14 protein-coding genes are annotated in these 20,526 nt (G+C 49.0%); 3 read left to right on the top strand and 11 right to left on the bottom strand.

The window, feature by feature from the left end:
• Positions 1-38: 38 nt before the first annotated feature.
• The 3 genes from ACX1C1_RS11065 to ACX1C1_RS11055 form a co-directional block, all read right to left on the bottom strand.
• Positions 39-944: a hypothetical protein gene (locus tag ACX1C1_RS11065; protein ID WP_458957126.1), complete on the bottom strand. Its 906-nt coding sequence runs from the start codon at positions 942-944 to the stop codon at positions 39-41.
• A complete protein-coding gene (locus tag ACX1C1_RS11060; RefSeq protein WP_458957125.1) occupies positions 874-1,521 on the bottom strand; it encodes an RNA polymerase sigma factor in 648 nt (215 codons plus the stop codon). The genes ACX1C1_RS11065 and ACX1C1_RS11060 overlap by 71 nt, the downstream gene beginning before the upstream one ends.
• Before the next feature lie 138 nt (positions 1,522-1,659).
• Positions 1,660-2,862 carry an HD-GYP domain-containing protein gene (locus tag ACX1C1_RS11055; RefSeq protein WP_458957124.1) on the bottom strand — a complete coding sequence of 401 codons (1,203 nt, stop codon included), beginning with the start codon at positions 2,860-2,862 and terminating at the stop codon, positions 1,660-1,662.
• A 147-nt stretch (positions 2,863-3,009) separates the two neighbouring features.
• On the opposite strand from ACX1C1_RS11055, the gene ACX1C1_RS11050 reads away from it, so the two are divergent.
• Positions 3,010-3,618: an N-acyl amino acid synthase FeeM domain-containing protein gene (locus tag ACX1C1_RS11050; protein ID WP_458957123.1), complete on the top strand. Its 609-nt coding sequence runs from the start codon at positions 3,010-3,012 to the stop codon at positions 3,616-3,618.
• Positions 3,615-4,376, top strand: coding sequence for a ThiF family adenylyltransferase (locus ACX1C1_RS11045; RefSeq protein ID WP_458957122.1), 762 nt, complete (start codon positions 3,615-3,617; stop codon positions 4,374-4,376). Before ACX1C1_RS11050 ends, ACX1C1_RS11045 begins: the two co-directional genes overlap by 4 nt.
• A 388-nt stretch (positions 4,377-4,764) precedes the next feature.
• On the opposite strand, the gene ACX1C1_RS11040 is transcribed toward ACX1C1_RS11045, so the two are convergent.
• From ACX1C1_RS11040 to ACX1C1_RS11025, 4 genes are all read right to left on the bottom strand, one after another.
• Positions 4,765-7,713: an InlB B-repeat-containing protein gene (locus tag ACX1C1_RS11040; protein ID WP_458957121.1), complete on the bottom strand. Its 2,949-nt coding sequence runs from the start codon at positions 7,711-7,713 to the stop codon at positions 4,765-4,767.
• Between the two features lie 129 nt (positions 7,714-7,842).
• Positions 7,843-10,398, bottom strand: coding sequence for a LuxR C-terminal-related transcriptional regulator (locus tag ACX1C1_RS11035; protein WP_458957120.1), 2,556 nt, complete (start codon positions 10,396-10,398; stop codon positions 7,843-7,845).
• Positions 10,399-10,472: 74 nt separating this feature from the next.
• Positions 10,473-11,849: a hypothetical protein gene (locus ACX1C1_RS11030; protein WP_458957119.1), complete on the bottom strand. Its 1,377-nt coding sequence runs from the start codon at positions 11,847-11,849 to the stop codon at positions 10,473-10,475.
• Positions 11,850-12,100: 251 nt separating this feature from the next.
• Positions 12,101-13,996, bottom strand: a complete 1,896-nt coding sequence (locus ACX1C1_RS11025; RefSeq protein ID WP_458957118.1) for an AraC family transcriptional regulator — start codon at positions 13,994-13,996, stop codon at positions 12,101-12,103.
• A gap of 189 nt (positions 13,997-14,185) precedes the next feature.
• Between ACX1C1_RS11025 and ACX1C1_RS11020 the strand changes: the two genes are divergently transcribed.
• Positions 14,186-16,258, top strand: coding sequence for a catalase (locus ACX1C1_RS11020; RefSeq protein ID WP_458957659.1), 2,073 nt, complete (start codon positions 14,186-14,188; stop codon positions 16,256-16,258).
• A gap of 126 nt (positions 16,259-16,384) precedes the next feature.
• Here the strand turns inward: ACX1C1_RS11020 and ACX1C1_RS11015 are convergent, their stop codons facing one another.
• The 4 genes from ACX1C1_RS11015 to ACX1C1_RS11000 are packed head-to-tail and all read right to left on the bottom strand — an operon-like array spanning position 16,385 to position 20,496.
• Positions 16,385-17,161, bottom strand: a complete 777-nt coding sequence (locus tag ACX1C1_RS11015; RefSeq protein ID WP_458957117.1) for an ABC transporter permease — start codon at positions 17,159-17,161, stop codon at positions 16,385-16,387.
• Positions 17,158-17,967, bottom strand: coding sequence for an ABC transporter ATP-binding protein (locus tag ACX1C1_RS11010; RefSeq protein WP_458957116.1), 810 nt, complete (start codon positions 17,965-17,967; stop codon positions 17,158-17,160). Before ACX1C1_RS11010 ends, ACX1C1_RS11015 begins: the two co-directional genes overlap by 4 nt.
• A gap of 14 nt (positions 17,968-17,981) precedes the next feature.
• A complete protein-coding gene (locus ACX1C1_RS11005) occupies positions 17,982-19,016 on the bottom strand; it encodes an ABC transporter substrate-binding protein (protein WP_458957115.1) in 1,035 nt (344 codons plus the stop codon).
• Between the two features lie 31 nt (positions 19,017-19,047).
• Positions 19,048-20,496, bottom strand: a complete 1,449-nt coding sequence (locus ACX1C1_RS11000; protein WP_458957114.1) for an aryl-sulfate sulfotransferase — start codon at positions 20,494-20,496, stop codon at positions 19,048-19,050.
• Positions 20,497-20,526: the final 30 nt, after the last annotated feature.

Genomic DNA, 20,526 nt, shown 5'->3' with positions numbered 1-20,526 from the left:
ATGACTTCTTAAGGTGTTTTTATTGTGTGGTTGATTATTCAAATAGACGATTGCTCCATTACTTTAGCGGCGACTTCGATTAGCTGCTCTCGAGGAAGCTTATCCGCCGAAGTATCAAATATTTGATAATAGATGTGCTGCTCCCCTTCGCCCTCCATCCAAGATATCCTTTGCACGCTGCTGTCTTTCTCCTTCATATAGAAAGACTCCATCTCGTTTATAGTCACCTTTTCGATCATCAAACGATCCAATTCATCGGTATATATTTCACGGTCAGGTACGTTATACCAAGCAGTCAAGGTCAACTGATGCCCTTCGGCATCTTGATATTTCGCTGTGTATCCGTTTGCTGCACCTATCGGTATTTTGCGCAAGCTGACACGTTCTTCCCCATCAGGGTCTCCCCAGCTTAAGTCGGGCGGTATTTTGTTCAAGTCATGTCTGATCGTTCCTTGTGTAAACACAAAACCATCGCCCAGCTCACTCAGCGGTTCATGTGCGCCTGTCTCGGCAGCAAATTGTTCAAATGCTAAAGGGCCGTATTGTCGTTCGTTGGCAAGCCCTATGTATCGATCCTGATCTCTCAAATAAAATATGGCAGCTTCACCCTCCCCCAGCCTTTCAAGCAAGCTCGGATCTATTAACTCCACAGTGCTCTCATGCGGCGAAATACTGCGCAACTCCAATGCAATGGAACCATCCGAGCCAAATAGCTTCCATGACAAGGCAGCATATCCAAATCCGCATGCAAACACAACGGCTGCTGCGATAAACGCAATATAGCCTGATTTCCCCATCCTCCACTTGAATGGAATCGCCCTCGGTTCCAGTCTTTTCTTGTTACGAATGGCCTCCATCACCCGATCAGACACATCAATCTCGGGCAACCAGCTTCCCGACATAATCAGCTTCTCTTGCCATTCTGTAGTCTCTCGATTCTTCATTTGTTTCTCCCTCCAATTCATCCCATATTCGCTTTAGCTTTAATTTGGCACGCTCTACTTTTTTCCGTAGTGCGGTAGTTGACTGAGGAAACGATTGTCCGATCTCTTCATACGATTTCCCCTCTATGATTCGAAGCACGATCAGTGACCGTTCAGCTGCCGTTAGTTGCCCCAAAGCAAGCTTACTTTGCACCGCCACTTCCTTTCTTCTCGCCTCGGCATACCCATCATCACCACCTGCAGGACTAAGCGGTCCGAGCAGCTTCGCCAGAAGGGCCGATCTTCGCCGCTTGCGCAGCACATTTAAACAATGATGATAAGCGATCTTATATAGCCATGCAGCAAAAGACTGGGTATACGCAAACTGTGATAGTTTCTCATAACCTTTGAGAAAAACCTCCTGAACAGCATCCTCGGCTTCCTCACGCTGCATCAAGAGATGATAGCAGTAGACGTACAATCTCTGCTGATACCGTCTAATAAGCACCTCGTATCGTTCAGCAGCCCCTTCGCGTATCGCAAGAATGCACGCTTCATCGGAAGTATCTTCCCTTACTTGCTCCTCCCCAACTTCCATCGCCCTATCCCTCCTTTCAACCTTTCTATCCGTATAACACTCGACAGAGCCACTTGTGACATTCGATCATATCGGAAAGAAGACATAAGCAAAAAGGACGACCTTAGGCACACAAAGTGTCAAGATCATCCCATCTCTTTAGGATAAGTCAAATAATGTCTCGAATTCTTCCAAATCCTCGTTGTATTGCTTGTAAATTTTTCTCCAGCTCATGACAACCTCATCCAGAAGCTTAATTAACTCTGGATCGAATTGTGTTCCGCTTGCTTCCTTCAAGAGGGCAATGGCTTCATCCACGGTTGCTGCCAAGCGATATGATCGCGTTGACGTTACAGCGTCAAACGTATCTGCAATACTGAGAATCCGGGCATCCAGCGGAATCGCTTTTCCCTTTGCGCCTGTGGGATAACCATTACCGTCCCATCGCTCATGATGATAGAGAACGCCCGGCTTTAGCTGACCGAGTCCCGAAATTTTCTCTACCATTCGTCCTCCGACAACGGTATGTGTTTTGATCAACTCATATTCTTCTTCTGTCAGCTTGGTTGTCTTGGACAGCACGGCTTCCGGGATGTTGATCTTCCCAATATCATGGAGCAGGCCAGACAATCGAAGCGTCTCCATCTTTTGCTTTTCTTGATACTGGGGCAGCCTGGCGGCAAGCTCTACCGCGTATTTGCTCACTCTCTCGCTATGTCCGAACGTATAACTATCCTTCGCTTCTATAGAGATAATGAAGGTTTTGACCACCTGTTCGATCGTTGTTTCCATCGAGCTGATAATCAGGCTCACTTGGTTGTTATACATCTGGTTGAGCTGCTTCGGAAGCAGGTAACTGAACGTCCCCAGAACGATATACAACAAGATGCGATTCGACAAATCAATCGAGTCCAATACACCGGTAAATAGGGGATTCGATAATGATAGCGCAAACATTGTTATCAGCCCTACAACCGAATAGACAAACAAGATCCGCAAGTTGCCGTATAGTCCTGCCAGAATCGGGATTGTCAAAAAGTAACCCCATGCCTCCCTGTACCCCGAGCCAAAATACAAGCAGCAGGAAACGAAAATAAGAAAAATCATAACGATATGCTGCATAAGAATCGGTCGGGCCTTCAAGTAACGATTGACCGCCAGTATGCCTAGCAATGTAATGAAGGGCAATATTAAATAAATCAAATTCGCTCTGGAATACGAGATATGGAAGATGAGAAAAATGGCATTCCATCCAATACTGAGCAACAAATAGATTAAAGCAATCTTTAATATATTGATGCTCAGATTGCGCTGATGGGTTTGATAGTAGGAAATTAAAAGTCTCTTTCGTTCATCTAACATAAACTCATCCTGTCTGGAATGAAATCTTTATTCAATCAGTCTAACACCAAATGCGATATTCCGACAATATTAGACAAACATTGTGATATCTTTTTTCATTTTTCTACTGGATAATAAAGGTAACCAAATAATAAAGGAGTGTTTTCGATGAAAAACGATTCGTCCTACTCTTTTCGCGTAGCGCAAGGGGAATTAAGGAAGCAAGCTATCACGCTTCATGTCGAAAGATATTTGGAAGTCGGCTTCTTCCGAAATGAAGAAGTCGACCCCTATCAAGACAATGCCGTTTATTTCACGGCTGCATCCAAAGAAACTGACGATGTGGTTGGTGTCACGAGATTGATTTTTGAGAAGCTGGAGAAGCTGCCTACCGTTGCGAATTTCAACATTTATGATCTAGAGAAGGCGAGACTTCAGGCGCTTGACTCCCATCGCTATGCAGAACTCAGCGCCTTTACCAAGCTTCCCGCACATGATGTTGCGCTCGGCCTGATCAAGACCGTGTTTCAATACTCCGAGCAGGTTGGAATCACGCACTGGATTTGCTGTGTAGACGAGCGAGTCTACAATTATATGAATCGGGTATTCAGATTCCCCTTCCGAATGATTGGTGAACCCAAGGTTTATCTAGGCTCGAATTCAATTCCTTGTGTCCTTATTTTAAGTGATATATTAGAAACAATCAAAGCAGAACGTGCACCTTTATACGAATATTTTATCGAGAGACAAACTAGATACCTGGAGGTTATTCAATGATTAAAGAACAGTTCGTACGCAACTTGGGCATTATGTCCGAAGAAGATGTCAACAAGCTTCAGAACACCACCATTGCAATCGCGGGCTGCGGCTGCATCGGCGGTTTCTCTGCCGAGCTGTTGGCACGGATGGGTGTAGGAAAGCTGCGCCTTGCGGATCCTGATACCTTCGACCTCTCCAATATTAACCGCCAATGCGCAGCAACCCATCTTACTGTGGGGATGTCCAAAGTAACGGCATTAAAAAATCATCTTCTTACGATTAATCCTGATTTGCAAATCGATGAATATACAGACGGCGTCAATGCGCGCAACGTGGACGATTTTGTCCAGGGGGCCGACTACATTATCGACGGAATCGATTACTTCGCTTTCCCTGATGCGGTCCTCCTTCACCGTGCAGCTCGCAAACACAATCTGCACACGATTACTGCCGCAGCATTAGGCTTTGGAGCGACTGTGCTTACCTTCGCCCCTGATGGCATGACGATTGAACAAATGGCAGGCCTCCCGGAAACGATATCGATCGAGGAGCTTAAGGGCGCTGCGTTCCCGCCATCCGGATATGCCAGTCAGCTGCCAGCCTATGTGACGATGGAAAATGTGCAGCAATGGCTTGCCAATCGGTCGATTCCGACGATAAGCGTCGGACAGGCCTTAGGACCTGGCGTCCTTGTATCGCAGCTTATCCTCCATCTGCTGGGCAGGAAGCAGCCATTGCTTGTCCCAGACTCGTATCAGCTGCAATTTGAAGCTTGATCTACGAACCAACGCTGCAAATACGCTGATGTTAGCCACATGTCTCCAATGAGACAAGCGAATGCCGCATAACGTCCGCTCATACAACAAACCGGATAACATCAGGCCATCCGGTGAAAGCGCATATGTACTGATTCGTGGAGGGTATTCCGTTCCTATGCGAATTCAAAAGATAAAGCATCGATGTCCCCATGCAAACATAGAAATTCGTAATAAGGATAAAACTTCGTAGCTTCATTCATATAGAACGATAGCTCAATAAAACCGCCTTATCAACCAAGGCGGTTTTATTATGGTCAACTATCAACTTTAGCATTTAACAAAGCAATCCTATTAAACAATCGGGAGAGGCGAGCATGTCCCTACCAGCGTAATACGTTGCGCCGGGCTACTCCTTCTCCTTCTCCTTCTCCTTCTCCTTCTCCTTCTCCTTCTCCTTCTCCTGTTCCAGCATTCGCAGCAGCACCGTAATGGCTTGCGCCCGAGTTATGCTGCTGCCGGCCATGAAGCGGTTCCCGCCTACGCCCTCCATAATGTCCAACTTCTGTACCGCTGCAACCGAAGCTTTCGCCCATGAAGGGATGTCAGAATCATCCGCGAAGCTGGTTGATTGACTACTCCCCTCAAGATCCAACTCAAGTACTCTAGCGATGATGACAGCCATTTCGGCCCGAGTCATATCGGCATTCGGCCTAAAGGTCCCGTCCTCATAACCTTGCATGACGCCGCTCTGAACGACCTTGTTAACTGCGCTATTGGCCCAAGAAGGAATTTGATCAAGATCGGCAAACGTTAATGGATCGACTGATTGTCGCGAGTTTAATACATTCATTACCATCACCGCAAATTGCGCACGTGTTACTGCCAGGTTCGGCTTGAAGGTTCCATCGGGATAACCGCTCGCAATTCCCGCCTTGACCGCTGCTATAATATTTTCTTCCGCCCAATGACGTTCAATATCGGAGAACGATACTGGCACCGGCTGGTCAACGGCTAATACAGCAAACTTCGTAAAATGGTCCACTTCAGCAGCAATCTTATTGCCGCTCACGATTCCGCCGATCTGAACCCATCGTTTCTCATCCTCATCGTAATAAAAGACCATCGGGATTTGGTTTTCACCTAATTGACTTGGATCAAAGGTTAGCGTCAGCTTAACCGGTTGTTTAAAGTCGTTTGAGAAATTTTTCAACACCTCGTACACCTGGCTAACAAGCACTTCCTTATGCTGAAGCAACTTCTCTGTATCCAGCACTTCCCCGATAGACATGTTCAACTCGCGATCTGTTGCGCCTGCCGGTATGAACACATGGATGCCATTGCCCAGACTTGCTTCTCCCGCTTCCCCTGCTGACAGTGACAATTCATTACGAACAGGAGGCGTTGGAACCACGATTACCATTCCGCCATCTCCGCCATCTCCGCCTTCTCCGCCATCTCCTCCGACTGGGGTAACAACGCTCCATTTCGCGTACAACGTCACGTTAGACGTCACTGTGTCTGTGTCGAAGCTCCATGACATCGTCAGCTCAACATCCCTGTACCAGCCCTCGAAGCTATAACCGATCCTCGCAGGCGCCGATGGCAACGTGATTGTCGCTCCCGAGCTTACATCGGCAATGCCTGCTACCTCACTACCGCCCCGCGAGTCAAAGCTTACACTGTAAGTTTCCGGATCTACCGGATCTACCGGATCTACCGGGTCTACCGGATCTACCGGCACATCAGCTTCCCACTTCGCATAGAGCATGATGTTGTCCGTCACCGTATCTGTTGCAAAGATCCACGGTATCGTCAACTCCCACTCCATTCCTGGCGCTACGATCTCTGGTTGCTTATACCAACCAACAAAGGTATAACCGCTCTTCGTTGGCGATACCGGCGCTGTAATCGTCGATCCCGGACTGACATTATGGATGGAATCAACAAAATTCATGACTTGACTGACATCATCCAGCGAATAAAACACTACCAAGTAGTTCCCCGGGATAGGAATGGACGGGTCGACTTCCCACTTTGCATACAGGATCAGAGCAGACGTCACCGTATCCGAACTAAAGCCCCATGGCATCGTCAGTGCCTCATCCTTGTACCAGCCCTCGAAGGTGTAGCCATCCTTTACAGGTGCTTCCGGCTCCGTAATCTTCGCTCCAAAGCTCACGTCAGCAATGCCGGACACAGCGCTGCCTCCCTGAGAATCGAAGTTTACGTTGTAGGGACCTACCGCTTCCCACTTGGCATACAGCGTCACATCCGACGTTACCGTATCCATGCTGAAGCTCCAAGGCGTCGTCAACTCCATTTCCTTATACCACCCAGCGAAGGTGTAACCGCTCTTCACAGGCGCAGTCGGCTCCGTAATTGTCGCGCCCAAGCTTACTCCGGTAATCGATAATACCGGGCTGCCTCCTTGCGAATGGAAGGAAACAGCACCTGCGACATGGAACTGAGTGATCATGCCGAACACGCCAACAGCCACATAGCTGTTATCGTGATACGCAATACTGTAATGGCTGCGTAACGTTCTCCCTCTTTCTGTCCAAGTCATCCCATCTTGAGAGGTAACAAGATTGCCGTTTCTCTCTAACGCTACAAATAACCCATCAATAAAGTTAATATCATCGAATACCCCGTATTCTGTAGATCGCCATGTCCAGTTGGTTCCATCGGCAGACAAATAACTGCCATTCCCGCTAACCGCAACGAATAGGCCATTGCCATATGCGACCTTCGTCAGATAGTGATTATGGTCTACGTTAATGGAACTCCACGTTTCTCCATGATCGCCGGAATGCATAATGACGCCAGCTTGGCCAACAGAAACGAAGCTATTGTTGCCGTACGCGATACTCCTCTGAATGTTCCCGACGAATTCCCGTTTCGTCCAGTTCAGTCCATCCGTAGAAATCCATGCATATATGAACCCCGTTGCTACATACACCCCATCCCCGTAGGCAATGCTATAGAACCCGCTGCCATCAACTACAGCATGGGCTGTCCAGCTTATACCATCTTCAGAGGTATAAATATCGGCCGAGCTGCCCACTGCCACAAACCGTTCATTGACATAGATCATATCTCTGAAATCAACGTCTGCCTCTTGATGATGTGGCGTCCAGTCCTCCCCATCGCTTGAAGTCAGGATCGTACCTTCATCCCCGACGGCCACGAATTTACCATCGCCGTACACAATGCTTTTCAAATGATTATCCGTTCCTGATTCACGGTCGCTTACCGGCCAATTCGAACCGATTGCAGCTGCCGAAGCAGTTCCATAATGGGGAATCAGCGCCATTAGAAGCACGAATACGGTCAACTTCGCCACTAATCTTGTCATCTTCAGCATCTCTCCACACCTTCACATTAAAATACCTAAAAGCAATCCGATCTTCATTCTATAAAAAAAGACAACAGAAAAAACCTCCCCAAACAGGGAGGTTTTGCAACAAACTCGGGTAGGATGCACTTACAGAGGAATGCCCAGCTCCTTCGCTCTCTTGAACGCTTGGGCACGGTTATGCACATCCAGTTTGCGATAAATATTTTTCGTGTGGTACTTCACGGTTTCCTTCGTTACATGCAAACATCCTGCGATCTCCTTGAGCTGCATGCCTTCATACATCAGGTGAAGCACTTTGGTCTCTTGTGCGGTCAATAGCTGATTTTTCGATTCCGCCGTCGAGCTTGGGATCTGCCCTGCATCAAGAAGCTCCAGGATATAGGTGCCTACGCCGAGGCTCTCCTCTTCATCATCGTCGCCAAGCCGTTTCGACAACGCTGACAGCATATCTCTCATCGTCGCTCCTTCATCTAGAAAGCTGCGCACATAGCCCGAAGGCCTCGCTAGAGATAATGCACGGTTCAGCCTAATAAGCGCATTATCCGTATCGCCTAAATTCCAAGAGATGATGCTATGCAGGATAAGAAGTCTAATTCGATCCCGTTTACGATCATCCTGTTGAACAAAGTGATGTATTTTATCTAACAGTTCCATCGCCGCATCCGATTGGCCTGAAGCCGCCAGCACTCTTGCTAGATCGAGATACTCAGACAGACGATAACGAGACACCTCGTCGGTATGCGATAGCCCACAGCTCCTGCACCAATCCATCGCGGAATCCAGAAGACCTTGCCTCATATATAATCGCGCTCTCTCCGAAGCAATCTTTTGCTCGATTACAGGATAGTCAGGAGAATATGCAATCTCAGTCGCTTGCTCGAGCCCTCTTAATGCAGACGTATGATTCCCCTGCGCTTGTGCGAGCAACGATGACAGGATATTCAGCTGTACCCCGATCCAGACGTAGCTGCGAAGATCCTCACGCTCCATCGCTTCGCGCAGATAATGACGAGCTTCGTCCAGTCGGTTGCACTCATACAGCAACATACAATACGTCACATATTGGAACCCGACGAAGGGATAATGTTGATGGCCGCGCCAGTTGTTAATCCACTTTATTAAGAAGGCTTCAACACCTGGCAGATCATTGGTGAAGGATAACAAATCATTGAATTGATCATAACCAACATACCGATTGCTCCCCACGTTTTGAAAGAAACTTCCTTCTGGCAAACATTCATTGAGCTGTTCAAAATAATGCGAAGCAAGCGAAAAATCCTGCTGAAAGTAAGCAATGATGCCGCTGAAATAATAAAGATTCCCCATGACTTGGCGCCACTCGTGGTCAGTGAGCTCATTTCGGAGGGACTGAAAGCGAATCTCAGCCTTCTTCGCTCTTCCAACGGCCTGTTTCCACTCTGCTAGCTTTATCAACATAGAAATATAGAACATCTCGATTGAAGGTTTGTTCGCATAAGAGGCCTCCGGCATCGCCTTGATCCAGTTCAGCAACACCGCGCTTTTGGAGAAAATAAAGGAAGTTAGATGTTGCTCGATTAACCGAATCGCATCCTCCGCTTGACGTGCCTGAAGGAAATGCTCAACCGCTTCTTCATGCAATCCATTCTGTTCGCACCAGTTGGCAGCGCGGCTATGATGTTCCATCCATCGCTCGGAATCCTCTTCCCTGGCAACTCGTTGAAGAAAGTCTGACAACAGATGATGGTACCGATACCACTGGCGCTCCTCATCCAATGGAATTATAAACAAGTTCAACCGCTCAAGCGTCTCCAATATCTCTTGGCTGTCTGCGCGCTCCGTAACAGCCTGGCATACGCTGCCGTTCATGCGAGTTAATGAAGAGGTTGCGAGTAGAAATTGTTTCATTTCCTCTGACTGCTGTACGAATACTTCCTCAAGCAGATAATCAGAGATCTGACGTTGATTGCCGTTAAATCGACGAATGGATGCGGCAATATCGCCGCTTTGCGCGAGCGTAATGGCTGCCAGCTGCAGTCCGCTCACCCATCCCTCCGTATGAGCGTGCAGTGCAGCGATCTGCTCGTTTGTTAGTATAAGGTCCATCGTATCCCGGAAGAACGTGATGCCTTCTTCCATTCCGAATCGCAGATCCTGTGTGTGAATGAGATTAAACTCTCCTTTTGCCGTCAACCTTGCAATTGGAAACGGCAAATCCGTACGGCTTGCGATATATAGATGCACATGGGCAGGCAGATACCCCAGCATGTAGGCTACCGATTGTTGCACGATCGGGTGATCGATCACATGATAATCATCCCAGATCAACACCCAGTCGTTCGAAACGAGACGCCACTCATTCAAGAATGCGGATATGCCTGACTCGAAGGAGCCCTCCGAGCTTTGCTCCAGCAAGAAGCCGAGCGAAGCGCCAAAGCCGGAGATCTTTTCTTGAATAGCCGCGATCACGCAACCCCAGAAGGCACTCCAGTCGTTGTCCCTTGGCTCAAGCGATATCCAGATGACTTGCCGATCCTCTCGTTTCGCCCATTCAACGAGTGTTGTCGTTTTTCCATAACCAGCTTGTGCAGATAATAAAGTCAATTTTGTTTTCATGCCGAGGTCAAGCTTGTTCATTAGATGGGGCCGCGGAACGACCTTAAGGCGTGACTGGGGAATTTGTAGCTTCGTATGTGCGATCATGTATGCAGCCCTCCGGTCCAAGCGTCAATAAAATTAATTATATTATTCGACACAAAGAGCCCAAAACCTTGTTCTTAATACACAGGATAACCGGTGACGAGCAATGCAAGATACAATAACCCGCCGACCACCGATAATACGGTAAGCGCGGCATCCCTGGACTTCTCTTCTGTAAGAGCTGCTGCGGCAAACGCGAGCGGGAAGGCAACGATCAAATAACGCGGAGCCGAAAGCAACCAAGTAGGTCCTACGACAAAGGCAAAGTATACTATAAAATACGCCGTGTATGCGGGGTTCAGCTTCTTCGCACCTAACACCATCACGATCAGAGCCGTAAAGATTGCGACCAGATTAGGCAGCCATAAACCTAAGAAGTTTCGGCTATTCCCCTCCACAAATGCGCTTACCGCATATTCCATTTGATATCTTGCCGTATCGAAAAACAGATAGATCTCCTGCGACCAGTGCTCCTTCTGATAGATCGAGTACTGAAATGCATTCCCTGTCACGTCATAATTAATATACAAATATGCCAGCAGCCCCAAAGGTATAATGAGCAGGCCGGCAAAGGCCGTGCCTAATCTGCGTAAGAACAATCCCCTATCGGAGGCCTTATAGTATGTGATCAGCTCACGCAAGAACTCAATGGCCACCGGAACAGCCAGCAGAACCCCAGGCGAACGCGTAAAGGCGGCTAGCGCTGCACATAAACATCCGATGAGCCACTTTTTGTTGCGTACGAAATAAAGACACATCAGAGATAGTGCTAGAAATAGTGATTCTGTCATTGGGATAAGGAAAAAGAATGCGGCCGGGAAAATAAATATGTATTTGACTGCGCGTAAAGCTTGGCTGCGTGCCATATCCAAACGTGCAAGCTCATAAGCGAACACTGCTGCAACGATCGAGAAGATGATCGACACTATGAATCCTGCGGCAAGATAGCTCCCAGTGAAAATCTCAACTGCTTTAATCAAGTATGGTAGAAGGGGAAAAAACACAATGTGGAACCTAGGATCACCCTCCGTCACATAACCATTCTCCGCGATCCCCAAATAGGCATTCGCATCAATACCCGTGATATGCCAGGTCTCTATCATTTTAGTAAATAATCCACCGGAGTAACCATTCTGAATGATTAGAAAAACATAACCCATAATCAGAAGGAGACAGCGGCTCAGTACCATCCAGGCGACAATCGACAGCCAATCCTGTTTTCTGTCGTTATTATCCGTCCGAGAAACCTGTATCCCTTCACTCCCGCTGCCCACCAGTATATAGGCAGACAGAACGGGTATCGTCCGCGCACCGAGGAAGGTAAATAATAGGAAACAAGATGCCGCAGCCACAGTGCCGCTTATCGTCCAGCTCTTGTTAAAGTACGACCAATAAAATGCCAAAATAACCATCACTAACATGAACATTACAAAGAAAATCTTATCTTTTTTCATAATCCGCCTCCACTAGCTTCGCCCTATCATTCAATTAGATAAATAGGAAAAAAGTGCATACGAATATATTAATATTGGAAAATATGCTTGTAAATATAAATCGACATATTCTGATAATAGAATCGCGCCAACATAAGCTGTTACCTGATGAAACAAAGGCTAATTCTCATTCATCACGAATGGAATTAGCCTTTGTTTCATGCACATGCAGTGGCCTCCGCACGAGGCCGTTGTTTCAACTTTATAGTCTGTTACTCTTTCCCATCGGTCAACAAATCAACGATGATATCCAATTGCTTTTCGACCGAAATCGGATCGCTTGGAAGGAACTCGTCGAAGTCAATGTTGTAGACCTTGCCTGACTTGCCGGCCGGGGAGTTCTGAATCAATGATTCTACTTTTTTCAAATCTTCATCCGCACCGTCGTTCACAGCCAGGAATAGCCGCTCGCCAATGAAATCAGGTATCACCTCTGCGGATATCTCCCATGTCTCGCCATGGATAACCTCGTTATTAACCTTCTCGGTTGGCTTCAGGCCGAGATACTTGTAGATAATGTTGCCGCCCATATTGGTATCGCCATAAACAAACAACGCTCCGGGACGCACATTTAATATGGAGAAGGTTTCGTCAGCAGACACGTAAGGCTTGATCTTCTCTTTGTATTGCTCAAGCTTGACGGCGAACGCCTCGTTCCACTGCTTCGCTTCTTCCTGCTTGCCCAGAATATCGCCGAACATCTCGATATCCTTGATCGGATCATTGTTCTGCTCTACCACGATCGTCGGCGCGATCTTGCTCAGCGCTTCGTATCCGCCCTCTACAGCCTCAGCGAAAGGTTCTGTTGTAACAATGAGATCAGGTTCAAGCTCCAGCATTTTCTCCAAGCTCGGCGGAACACCGACATCCGTTATCCCCGAAACATCATCCAATAGTGGGTTATTAATGATAAAGGTTGTTGCGCCTACAGGCTTCACACCGAGAGCCATCAGCTCTCCCAGGTGAAAGAGGCTGACTATTCGCTGCGGCTTAACAGGAATTTCGGTCTCGCCTTTCATATGCTCGTATATACGAGTCTCAGCGGTCGCGCTCTCTGTAGCCGTTGCTGTTGCAGCCGGCTCTGAGCTTGGTGTCGCTGTCTGGTTACCTCCTTGGCATGCGCTCAAGAGCAATGTTGTGCATAATATCATCATCGCTCCGAATGTTGGTCTTGCAAATCTAAACATGAATCTGTCCCCTTCCTCATCCAATTGATAATAAATCTCATTATCATTATGGGGAACTAGGTCTGGGGTTACAATGGACAATTTCGATTGCTGGAATGGATTATTCTGAACCATTCCTCTCTTGTCCGCTCTGAACTGGAACGGCGCGAGACCGGTGTGTTTCTTGAACAATCGGCTGAAGTAATACACATCCGAATAGCCTACGCTGGCCGCAATCTCTTGAATTCTAGAATCAGAGATCAACAATAACTGCTTCGCTTTATGAATACGAACATGAATCAAGTATTCGATGGGCCCAATGCCAAGCTGGTTCTTAAACAAACGAGACAAGTAGCTAGTACTGCAGCCGTACATTCCCGCTAACTCCTCAGCCGATATCGACTCGCTGTAATGCGCCTGAATATAACGAATAGCCTCGGTGACCGGATTCGGCCTGCCCACCTTCACTTCCGTCGAGCGGAGCTGCCGCAACATCTCCCACACAAATGGCAGTAGCAGCGATTGCGCCTGCAACTTGTCCATCGGATTCGTATGTTGCCAGAGGCGGTGCATCGTTACACACTTTTCCTGCAACGGAAGCGCGGCTTCAGGTGTGAAAGAATAAGCTTGGCGAACACGCTCATGATCCTCCGGCGACTGACCGCTTGTTTGATAGAAAATGACATAACATACAAAATCGTCTCCTGCCGGCAGAACCTTCAGCTCCATATCTGCAGCACCGTGCAGAACATGGACTCCGCGAGTTTTGTACCCCTTGCCTGCCAAGCTGATTCGGGCAGCTCCACCGGCCGTCACCACGAAAATACCGATATGGTCCACGTCATCCCTGGGAACCATCCTTACCTCCGACCGATGCTCCTGTATATCAAGCAGCCTTGCGCTGGCTCTGCTCCAACACGCTACGAGGGCTTCCCAGTCCATGCGTCCTCCCTGCTCTCTTCTGCCTTTTCCATCCATAGTAACACATAAACAACAAGCTCAGGCAGTATTTCACCTATCATACAATTCACCCTATCCTTTTGGGTTTAATGTGCCAAATTTAGGATAGTTCAAAGCCAAAAGGAAGATACTACCTCTAACGAACATGAGGAGGCAAAATGGATGGACAATATGGATAAGAATCAAAAGCAACAGCCCGGAATGAATGCAAAACAGCAGCAGCTTCAGTCATTCCGAGTAACAGACGATGGTCACGAGCTAACGACGAATCAAGGCGGGCGCATCGAAGATGATGAGCATTCGCTAAAGGCGGGTACGCGAGGACCTACGCTTATCGAGGACTTCCACTTCAGGGAGAAGATGACCCATTTCGATCATGAGCGGATCCCCGAACGAGTTGTTCATGCCAGAGGTTTCGGTGCACATGGCGAATTCGAACTATACGAATCGTTATCCCAATATACGCGAGCCCAATTCTTGAACGACACGAATGTCAAAACACCCGTGTTCATCCGATTCTCGACAGTGGCCGGCTCACGCGGCTCCAGCGATACCGTGCGGGATGTCAGAGGTTTTGCCGTCAAGTTCTATACGGAAGAAGGCAACTATGATCTCGTTGGCAACAACATACCCGTATTCTTCATCCAGGATGCGATCAAATTCCCGGACTTCATTCATGCAGTTAAGCCGGAGCCTCCCAATGAAATTCCGCAGGCGTCTTCGGCTCATGATACATTCTGGGATTTCGTAGGACAGAATACCGAGACCGCACATATGATTATGTGGGTCATGTCAGGACGCGCTCTGCCGCGCAGCTTCCGCATGATGGAGGGCTTCGGCGTCCATACATTCCGGCTTGTGAACGAAGAAGGCAAAGCGCATTTCGTCAAATTCCACTGGAAACCAAAGCTCGGCACACATTCGCTTGTCTGGGATGAAACGCAAAAAATTGCGGGCAAAGATCCCGATTTCAATCGAAGAGACTTGTGGGATGCCATCAATCAAGGAAATTACCCCGAATATGAGCTGGGCTTGCAAATCGTGAAGGAAGAGGATGAGTTCAAATTCGGCTTCGACCTTCTGGATGCGACCAAGTTATGGCCGGAGGAGCTCGTCCCTGTCCAGCTTGTCGGTAAGATGACGCTGAACCGGAACACGGATAATTTTTTTGCGGAGACGGAGCAGATTGCTTTCCATCCGGGCCATATCGTGCCGGGTATCGATTTCACCAACGATCCCCTGCTGCAAGGCCGGCTGTTCTCCTACACAGATACGCAGCTGACGCGGCTCGGAGGACCAAATTTCGCGGAAATCCCGATCAACCGGCCAATCGTTCCTGTACATAATAATCAGCGCGACGGCATGCACCGGATGACCATTAACCCTGGGCAAACCAGCTACCACCGTAACGGGCTCGCTCATAATTCCCCGGCTCCAGTATCATGGAAGGATGGCGGATATCGCCATTATGAGGAGAAGCTAGACGGACATACGATTCGGGCCAGGAGCGATTCCTTCGAGGATCACTACAGCCAGGCGGCTATGTTCTGGCATAGCATGACACCGGTCGAGCAGACTCAAATCGTGGATGCGTTCCGATTCGAGCTCGGCAAGGTGATGTCCAAAGCGGTGAAGCAACAAGTCATTGAAGTGTTCAGCCATGTCTCCGAAGAGCTTGCGGAGCGAGTAGCCTCTTCGATTGGCGCCCAAGCCAAGCGCGGCATTGCCGTTCAACCGCCGCATATTTCCCCGGCGCTCAGCATGCATACGACCATCATGTCGCCTGCAACACGCAAGGTCGCCATACTGATCGGCAACGGATTCAAAGCCGCAGACCTGAAGGAGCTGCAGCTAGCATTGACCCATGCCAAGGTAGCCTCAGAGCTGGTTGCAGCGACGCATGCTCCCTTGCAAGGCGATAACGGAACTGTCGTCGAACCGCAGCAGTCCCTGCTCACGGCAGCGTCAGTGCTGTACGACGCGGTTTATATTGCAAGTGGCGCAGGCGTTCATGAACTGATGGCCGATGTGAATTCACAGAATTTTGTCCGCGAAGCGTTCCAGCATTTCAAGACGATTGCAGCCTTCGGTGAGGGGAGCGAGCTTCTTGCAGCTGCAGGCATTGTCGTTGATACTGGCCTGCCAGGGGTTCTGACAGCCGGAAATTCTGAACCCATCGGCACATTCGCACCGGCGTTCATTGAAGCGATAGCCCAGCATCGCCACTGGGAGCGGAAGGTTTAGAGTTTCGCTGCAACGTAGTTTCGGAGCTTCCATCGACTACGATCGGATTATTGCTGCAATAGAGAGTAAGAGACAGTCCTGCCGAGCCGATAACCGACTCAGTAGGACTGTCTTGCTGTCATAGATTCATCGACGAATCGGAGCAGAGCTCACGACACCATAGCGGAATAATACTTTGCGACCAATCCACCCGACGAAACGATCCGTCAGGAAGCCCATTAAACCAAGGCTAATGAGGCCGACGAAAATCCAGTCTGTTCTGAAGTACAATCTGGAGTTCCAGATTAAGAAACCAACACCTTCGTTCGCGGCAATCATCTCCGCGCCGATAATTGCCATATAGGAGGTTCCCATCGCCAGTCGAATACCGGTAAAGATATAAGGTGTCGTAGCAGGGATGATCACGTGGATCAGAATCTGCCACTCCGATGCTCCCATACTGCGAGCGGAACGAATCTTGTCTTCTTCGACGGAGAGTACGCCCGTCAGCGTATTCATGATGACGATAAACAACGTCGCATACATAATAAGTGCAATCTTGGACTGCTCGCCAATGCCAAACCAGACGAGAAACAGCGTAATAAAAGCAATCGGCGGAATGAATCGAATGAAGTTCAGGAACGGCTCTGCGAACACGCGGATCGCGCCTACCTTACCAATGATGAGACCGATCGGAATCGCGAGCAGACTTCCAAGCGCCCAGCCAATGAACACGCGATAGAAGCTGATGCCGATGTACTTCGTCAGAGAACCGTCGCTAATGAGCTCGACACCAGCGTTCCATGTCGCAACAGGTCCAGGAACGATTTCCGGTCTATACACCCAAGCACCAATCTGCCAAATGAGTATCGCAAAGACCCATAGAAGAGGAATGGTTATCCATTTGTTATGCAATGCCTTCATGGATACATACCTCCTTCAAGCTCAGAGTCGAAGTGGGACTGAATACGACGGAGTAAGGAGTTGAATTCGGGCAATGCGACATCACGCGGATAAGCCAGCGGCACGTCGTACACATCCGAGATATACGCATTCGGCCCTGCTGACATGACGACGATACGGCTGCCAAGCAGAAGCGCTTCCTGGATATCGTGCGTGACAAAGATAACCGTCTTGTTGGTTTCTTTCCAGATTTGGCCAAGCTCCTTCTGCATCATTCGTCTAGTCATAGCATCGAGTGCACCGAACGGTTCATCCATGAGCAGAATATCCGGGTCATTGGCCAACACGCGAGCCAGCTGTACCCGCTGCTTCATGCCGCCGGACAGTTCGCGCGGGAACTTCTTTTCGTGCCCGAACAAACCGACCATACGGATGAAACGATCTGATATCTCTTGACGTTGTGCCTTCGGCATTCCTTGCATCTTGAGACCGAACTCCACATTCTGGCGTACGGTCAGCCACGGGAACAAGGAAGAATCCGCTTGCTGGAAGACAACGGCCCGCTCCCTGCCCGGCTTCTCGACATCGACACCGCCGACTCGGAGATTACCGCTTGATTTGGAGACGAAACCAGCGATGATGTTCAGCAGCGTCGACTTGCCGCAGCCGCTCGGACCGAGGAGAACAACAAACTCTCCGCTCTTCACATGAAGGTCGACATCCTTAATGATATAATGCACCGCGCCTGGCTTGTTCTGCACATAGCTTTTGTTCAGCTTTTCGATCGCAATTGCACGATTAGTAGTGGAAGGCGTTGCTAAGCTCATAGAGAATACCTCCCTTATTTCTTGTAGGTCACTCGATCCGGGATTGCTTCTGTTATGGCATCCAGACCCAGCTTTGCGTTAAGTTCGAAATCATCCTTAATGATGCCCGCGCCTACCATGTATGTCTTCTGAGCAGATAAGCTCTCGTACGATTCCTGCTTGAAGCCAATATTCCAGTTGTTATACTGCACATCCCGAAGCGTCGCTTCCCTCGGTTGTTTCACTTCCTCGTACAATATATCTGCCGTCTCATCAGGGTTCGCCGCGATAAATGTCGATGCCTCGTCTACGGCGCGTAAGAAATTAGCGACTGCGACAGGGTGATCCTTGATGAGTGAGTTCGGAGCGATGATGCTGCCGCCGATGCGTACAGATGTTTTTGACATATCCGATAACTCGTGGACACCCTCGATCTCTTTGAACTTGTCGATCAACACAGCGCCTGCTACCCAAGCGGCATCGATGTCTCCGCGCTTAATGGCTGCATAGGTCTCATCTAAGCCTCCCTGTCCGATCTGCTCCGTATCTTCCATATTTACGCCATTTTCCTTCAGGTACACATCCCAGAGATAAGGCAGGAATGTACCCCGCAGCGAGCTCAACTTCTTACCTTTAAGATCGGCTCCCGTCTTAACCTCTTCACGTACAAACAGTTTCCATTGTGCGGCTGCTGCATCTGTATCCGAGCCTGTCGATGCTAGTATCGAGAACTCGCCCTTGCTTACAGCGTTCAAGACAGGGAAATCCGCGCCGAAGCCGATATCGGCTTGTTTGATGAAGAGAGAGTTAATGCCTTCTGCCGGTGTAGCAAACGTGACAATCTCCGCTTCAATACCGTATTTCTCGAAGAAACCTTTATTCTTGGCTACTCTGAATACTGGGTTTGATACGATGTCCGCGATCTTGATTGATATGGGATCACTTTGAGCTCCCGCGGCTCCCCCGCTAGCAGGCTTGGCATCCTCTCTGCCGCATCCCGCTAGCAAAGTCATCAAGATGGCAGCCAAGGTCACCGTGATATAAAACGTACTTTTTTTCCGATTTCTCATCTTCCATCCTACTCCCTGTTTGTTGTCATTTTCATTTGTCCTGCTGGGTTGCCTTCTCGTCCGTGCTTGCAACGCAGAACGCACCATCCTCGAACGAGAATGTATCCGATACCTTGACCACCGAGCTTGCGCCTTTTCCTGCAGCGCCCGGCACACGATATTCCGAGACATCCAGCGGCTGAATCGCTGTTTCTTGCGGCTTCTCCAATTGGGGTACCCACTCATAAGGAACACGATAAGCGCGATAAACCATGTTCATGTTCCATTTGTTCTTATAAGGCGAAACATATTCCCACACCAATTCATGCTGGGCCGTCACTTCGAAGATCCGGCCATCCGAGCCCTCCGTAATAAGCGTATTGCCGTTTGGCAGCCTTTGCGCCGAGCTAATGAACGGGCTATAGAAGCGATAGGAATCGAGCCGAGCCATGAATCCAGCCTCGACAGCCGTATACTGCCATTCGATCTCTAGCGTGACCGGATTAATCTCTAGAATTCTAGAATGATCCCGTATAGCATTCTTCTGACCGTAAGGAGATGCAGGGTTCGGCAGACCGTATCCACCCCAACCGCCATTATCGAATACGAGCAGATTGCCTTCACCCGGGAGTCCCTTCGGAATGATGTGCGCATGGTGCTGACCGATAATCCAGCCCAGATGTTTCACCTCTGGCTTGGAGTAATCCGGCCCCAACTGCCAGACGATCTTGCCTGTCTTCCGATCCGTAATCCCGATAATGTTCGATTCCCGAGCATCCCATATAATATTGTCCGGATGGAAACGCTCGTCTCCAGCATCGTAGAACTTATTTGGTCCGACCCACGAAGCAGAGTTGATGTGCATCCAGTCTCCGCCTGTGTCATTACCGAAGTGGCGCCCGTTCGGATCGCGGAACAGCACGTTTTTTGCCGCTTCGTCGAAGCCTAGCTCCTCGAAGTGATCACTGACCGCCCACTCCCAAATGATGTTGCCTTCCCAATCCACCTCGATGATCGTATCGTCCAGCAGCACTTTATCCGAGATTTCCGGCTTGAGTACGTTTTTGTGCGCGAGGATCAGCGTTTTACCGCCATTTGTTTGGGGCTCCTGGCCAGGCGCATAATAGCCAACCGGATTGCCCTCTCGTTGATGATCATGATGCGCGCGCGCCATCCATTGCGGCTCATACCCGGGGTCATTCACAAGCTCGTATTGATTGAATCGCCATACGACGTTGCCATCCCAGTCGACCTGTACCACATCCGCTTCGTCCTGGAAGCCGTATCTCGGGTCACGCTCTTTGGTACTGCCTGTTACGAAGCCGCCAGGAAGAATTTTGCTCGGAAAGCCGCGGAGCCCTTCCCATAAATGAACCTCTTTGCCGTTCATGTCGATCAACAGCGAGCCTACATCGCTCACATTGAATATTGTGTAGCCGCTCCAAGCCTTTTCAGGCAAATATACCGTCGCTCCAGTTGGATAAATTGTCGGGTGTCCCATGTTCATGTCTCCTTTTTAGGCCGTTAACAA

Source organism: Paenibacillus sp. strain BS8-2 (assembly GCF_054483835.1).
This window is presented reverse-complemented; position numbering and strand designations above follow the sequence as displayed.

Excerpts from the sequence above, each read along its gene's own strand:
- ACX1C1_RS11030 (WP_458957119.1), bottom strand. The coding sequence starts at position 11,849 with ATGAAAAAAGATAAGATTTTCTTTGTAATGTTCATGTTAGTGATGGTT.
- ACX1C1_RS11000 (WP_458957114.1), bottom strand. The coding sequence starts at position 20,496 with ATGGGACACCCGACAATTTATCCAACTGGAGCGACGGTATATTTGCCT.
- ACX1C1_RS11035 (WP_458957120.1), bottom strand. The coding sequence starts at position 10,398 with ATGATCGCACATACGAAGCTACAAATTCCCCAGTCACGCCTTAAGGTC.
- ACX1C1_RS11040 (WP_458957121.1), bottom strand. The coding sequence starts at position 7,713 with ATGACAAGATTAGTGGCGAAGTTGACCGTATTCGTGCTTCTAATGGCG.
- ACX1C1_RS11065 (WP_458957126.1), bottom strand. The coding sequence starts at position 944 with ATGAAGAATCGAGAGACTACAGAATGGCAAGAGAAGCTGATTATGTCG.
- ACX1C1_RS11020 (WP_458957659.1), top strand. The coding sequence starts at position 14,186 with ATGGATAAGAATCAAAAGCAACAGCCCGGAATGAATGCAAAACAGCAG.
- ACX1C1_RS11015 (WP_458957117.1), bottom strand. The coding sequence starts at position 17,161 with ATGAAGGCATTGCATAACAAATGGATAACCATTCCTCTTCTATGGGTC.
- ACX1C1_RS11025 (WP_458957118.1), bottom strand. The coding sequence starts at position 13,996 with ATGGACTGGGAAGCCCTCGTAGCGTGTTGGAGCAGAGCCAGCGCAAGG.
- ACX1C1_RS11010 (WP_458957116.1), bottom strand. The coding sequence starts at position 17,967 with ATGAGCTTAGCAACGCCTTCCACTACTAATCGTGCAATTGCGATCGAA.
- ACX1C1_RS11050 (WP_458957123.1), top strand. The coding sequence starts at position 3,010 with ATGAAAAACGATTCGTCCTACTCTTTTCGCGTAGCGCAAGGGGAATTA.
- ACX1C1_RS11060 (WP_458957125.1), bottom strand. The coding sequence starts at position 1,521 with ATGGAAGTTGGGGAGGAGCAAGTAAGGGAAGATACTTCCGATGAAGCG.
- ACX1C1_RS11055 (WP_458957124.1), bottom strand. The coding sequence starts at position 2,862 with ATGTTAGATGAACGAAAGAGACTTTTAATTTCCTACTATCAAACCCAT.
- ACX1C1_RS11045 (WP_458957122.1), top strand. The coding sequence starts at position 3,615 with ATGATTAAAGAACAGTTCGTACGCAACTTGGGCATTATGTCCGAAGAA.
- ACX1C1_RS11005 (WP_458957115.1), bottom strand. The coding sequence starts at position 19,016 with ATGAGAAATCGGAAAAAAAGTACGTTTTATATCACGGTGACCTTGGCT.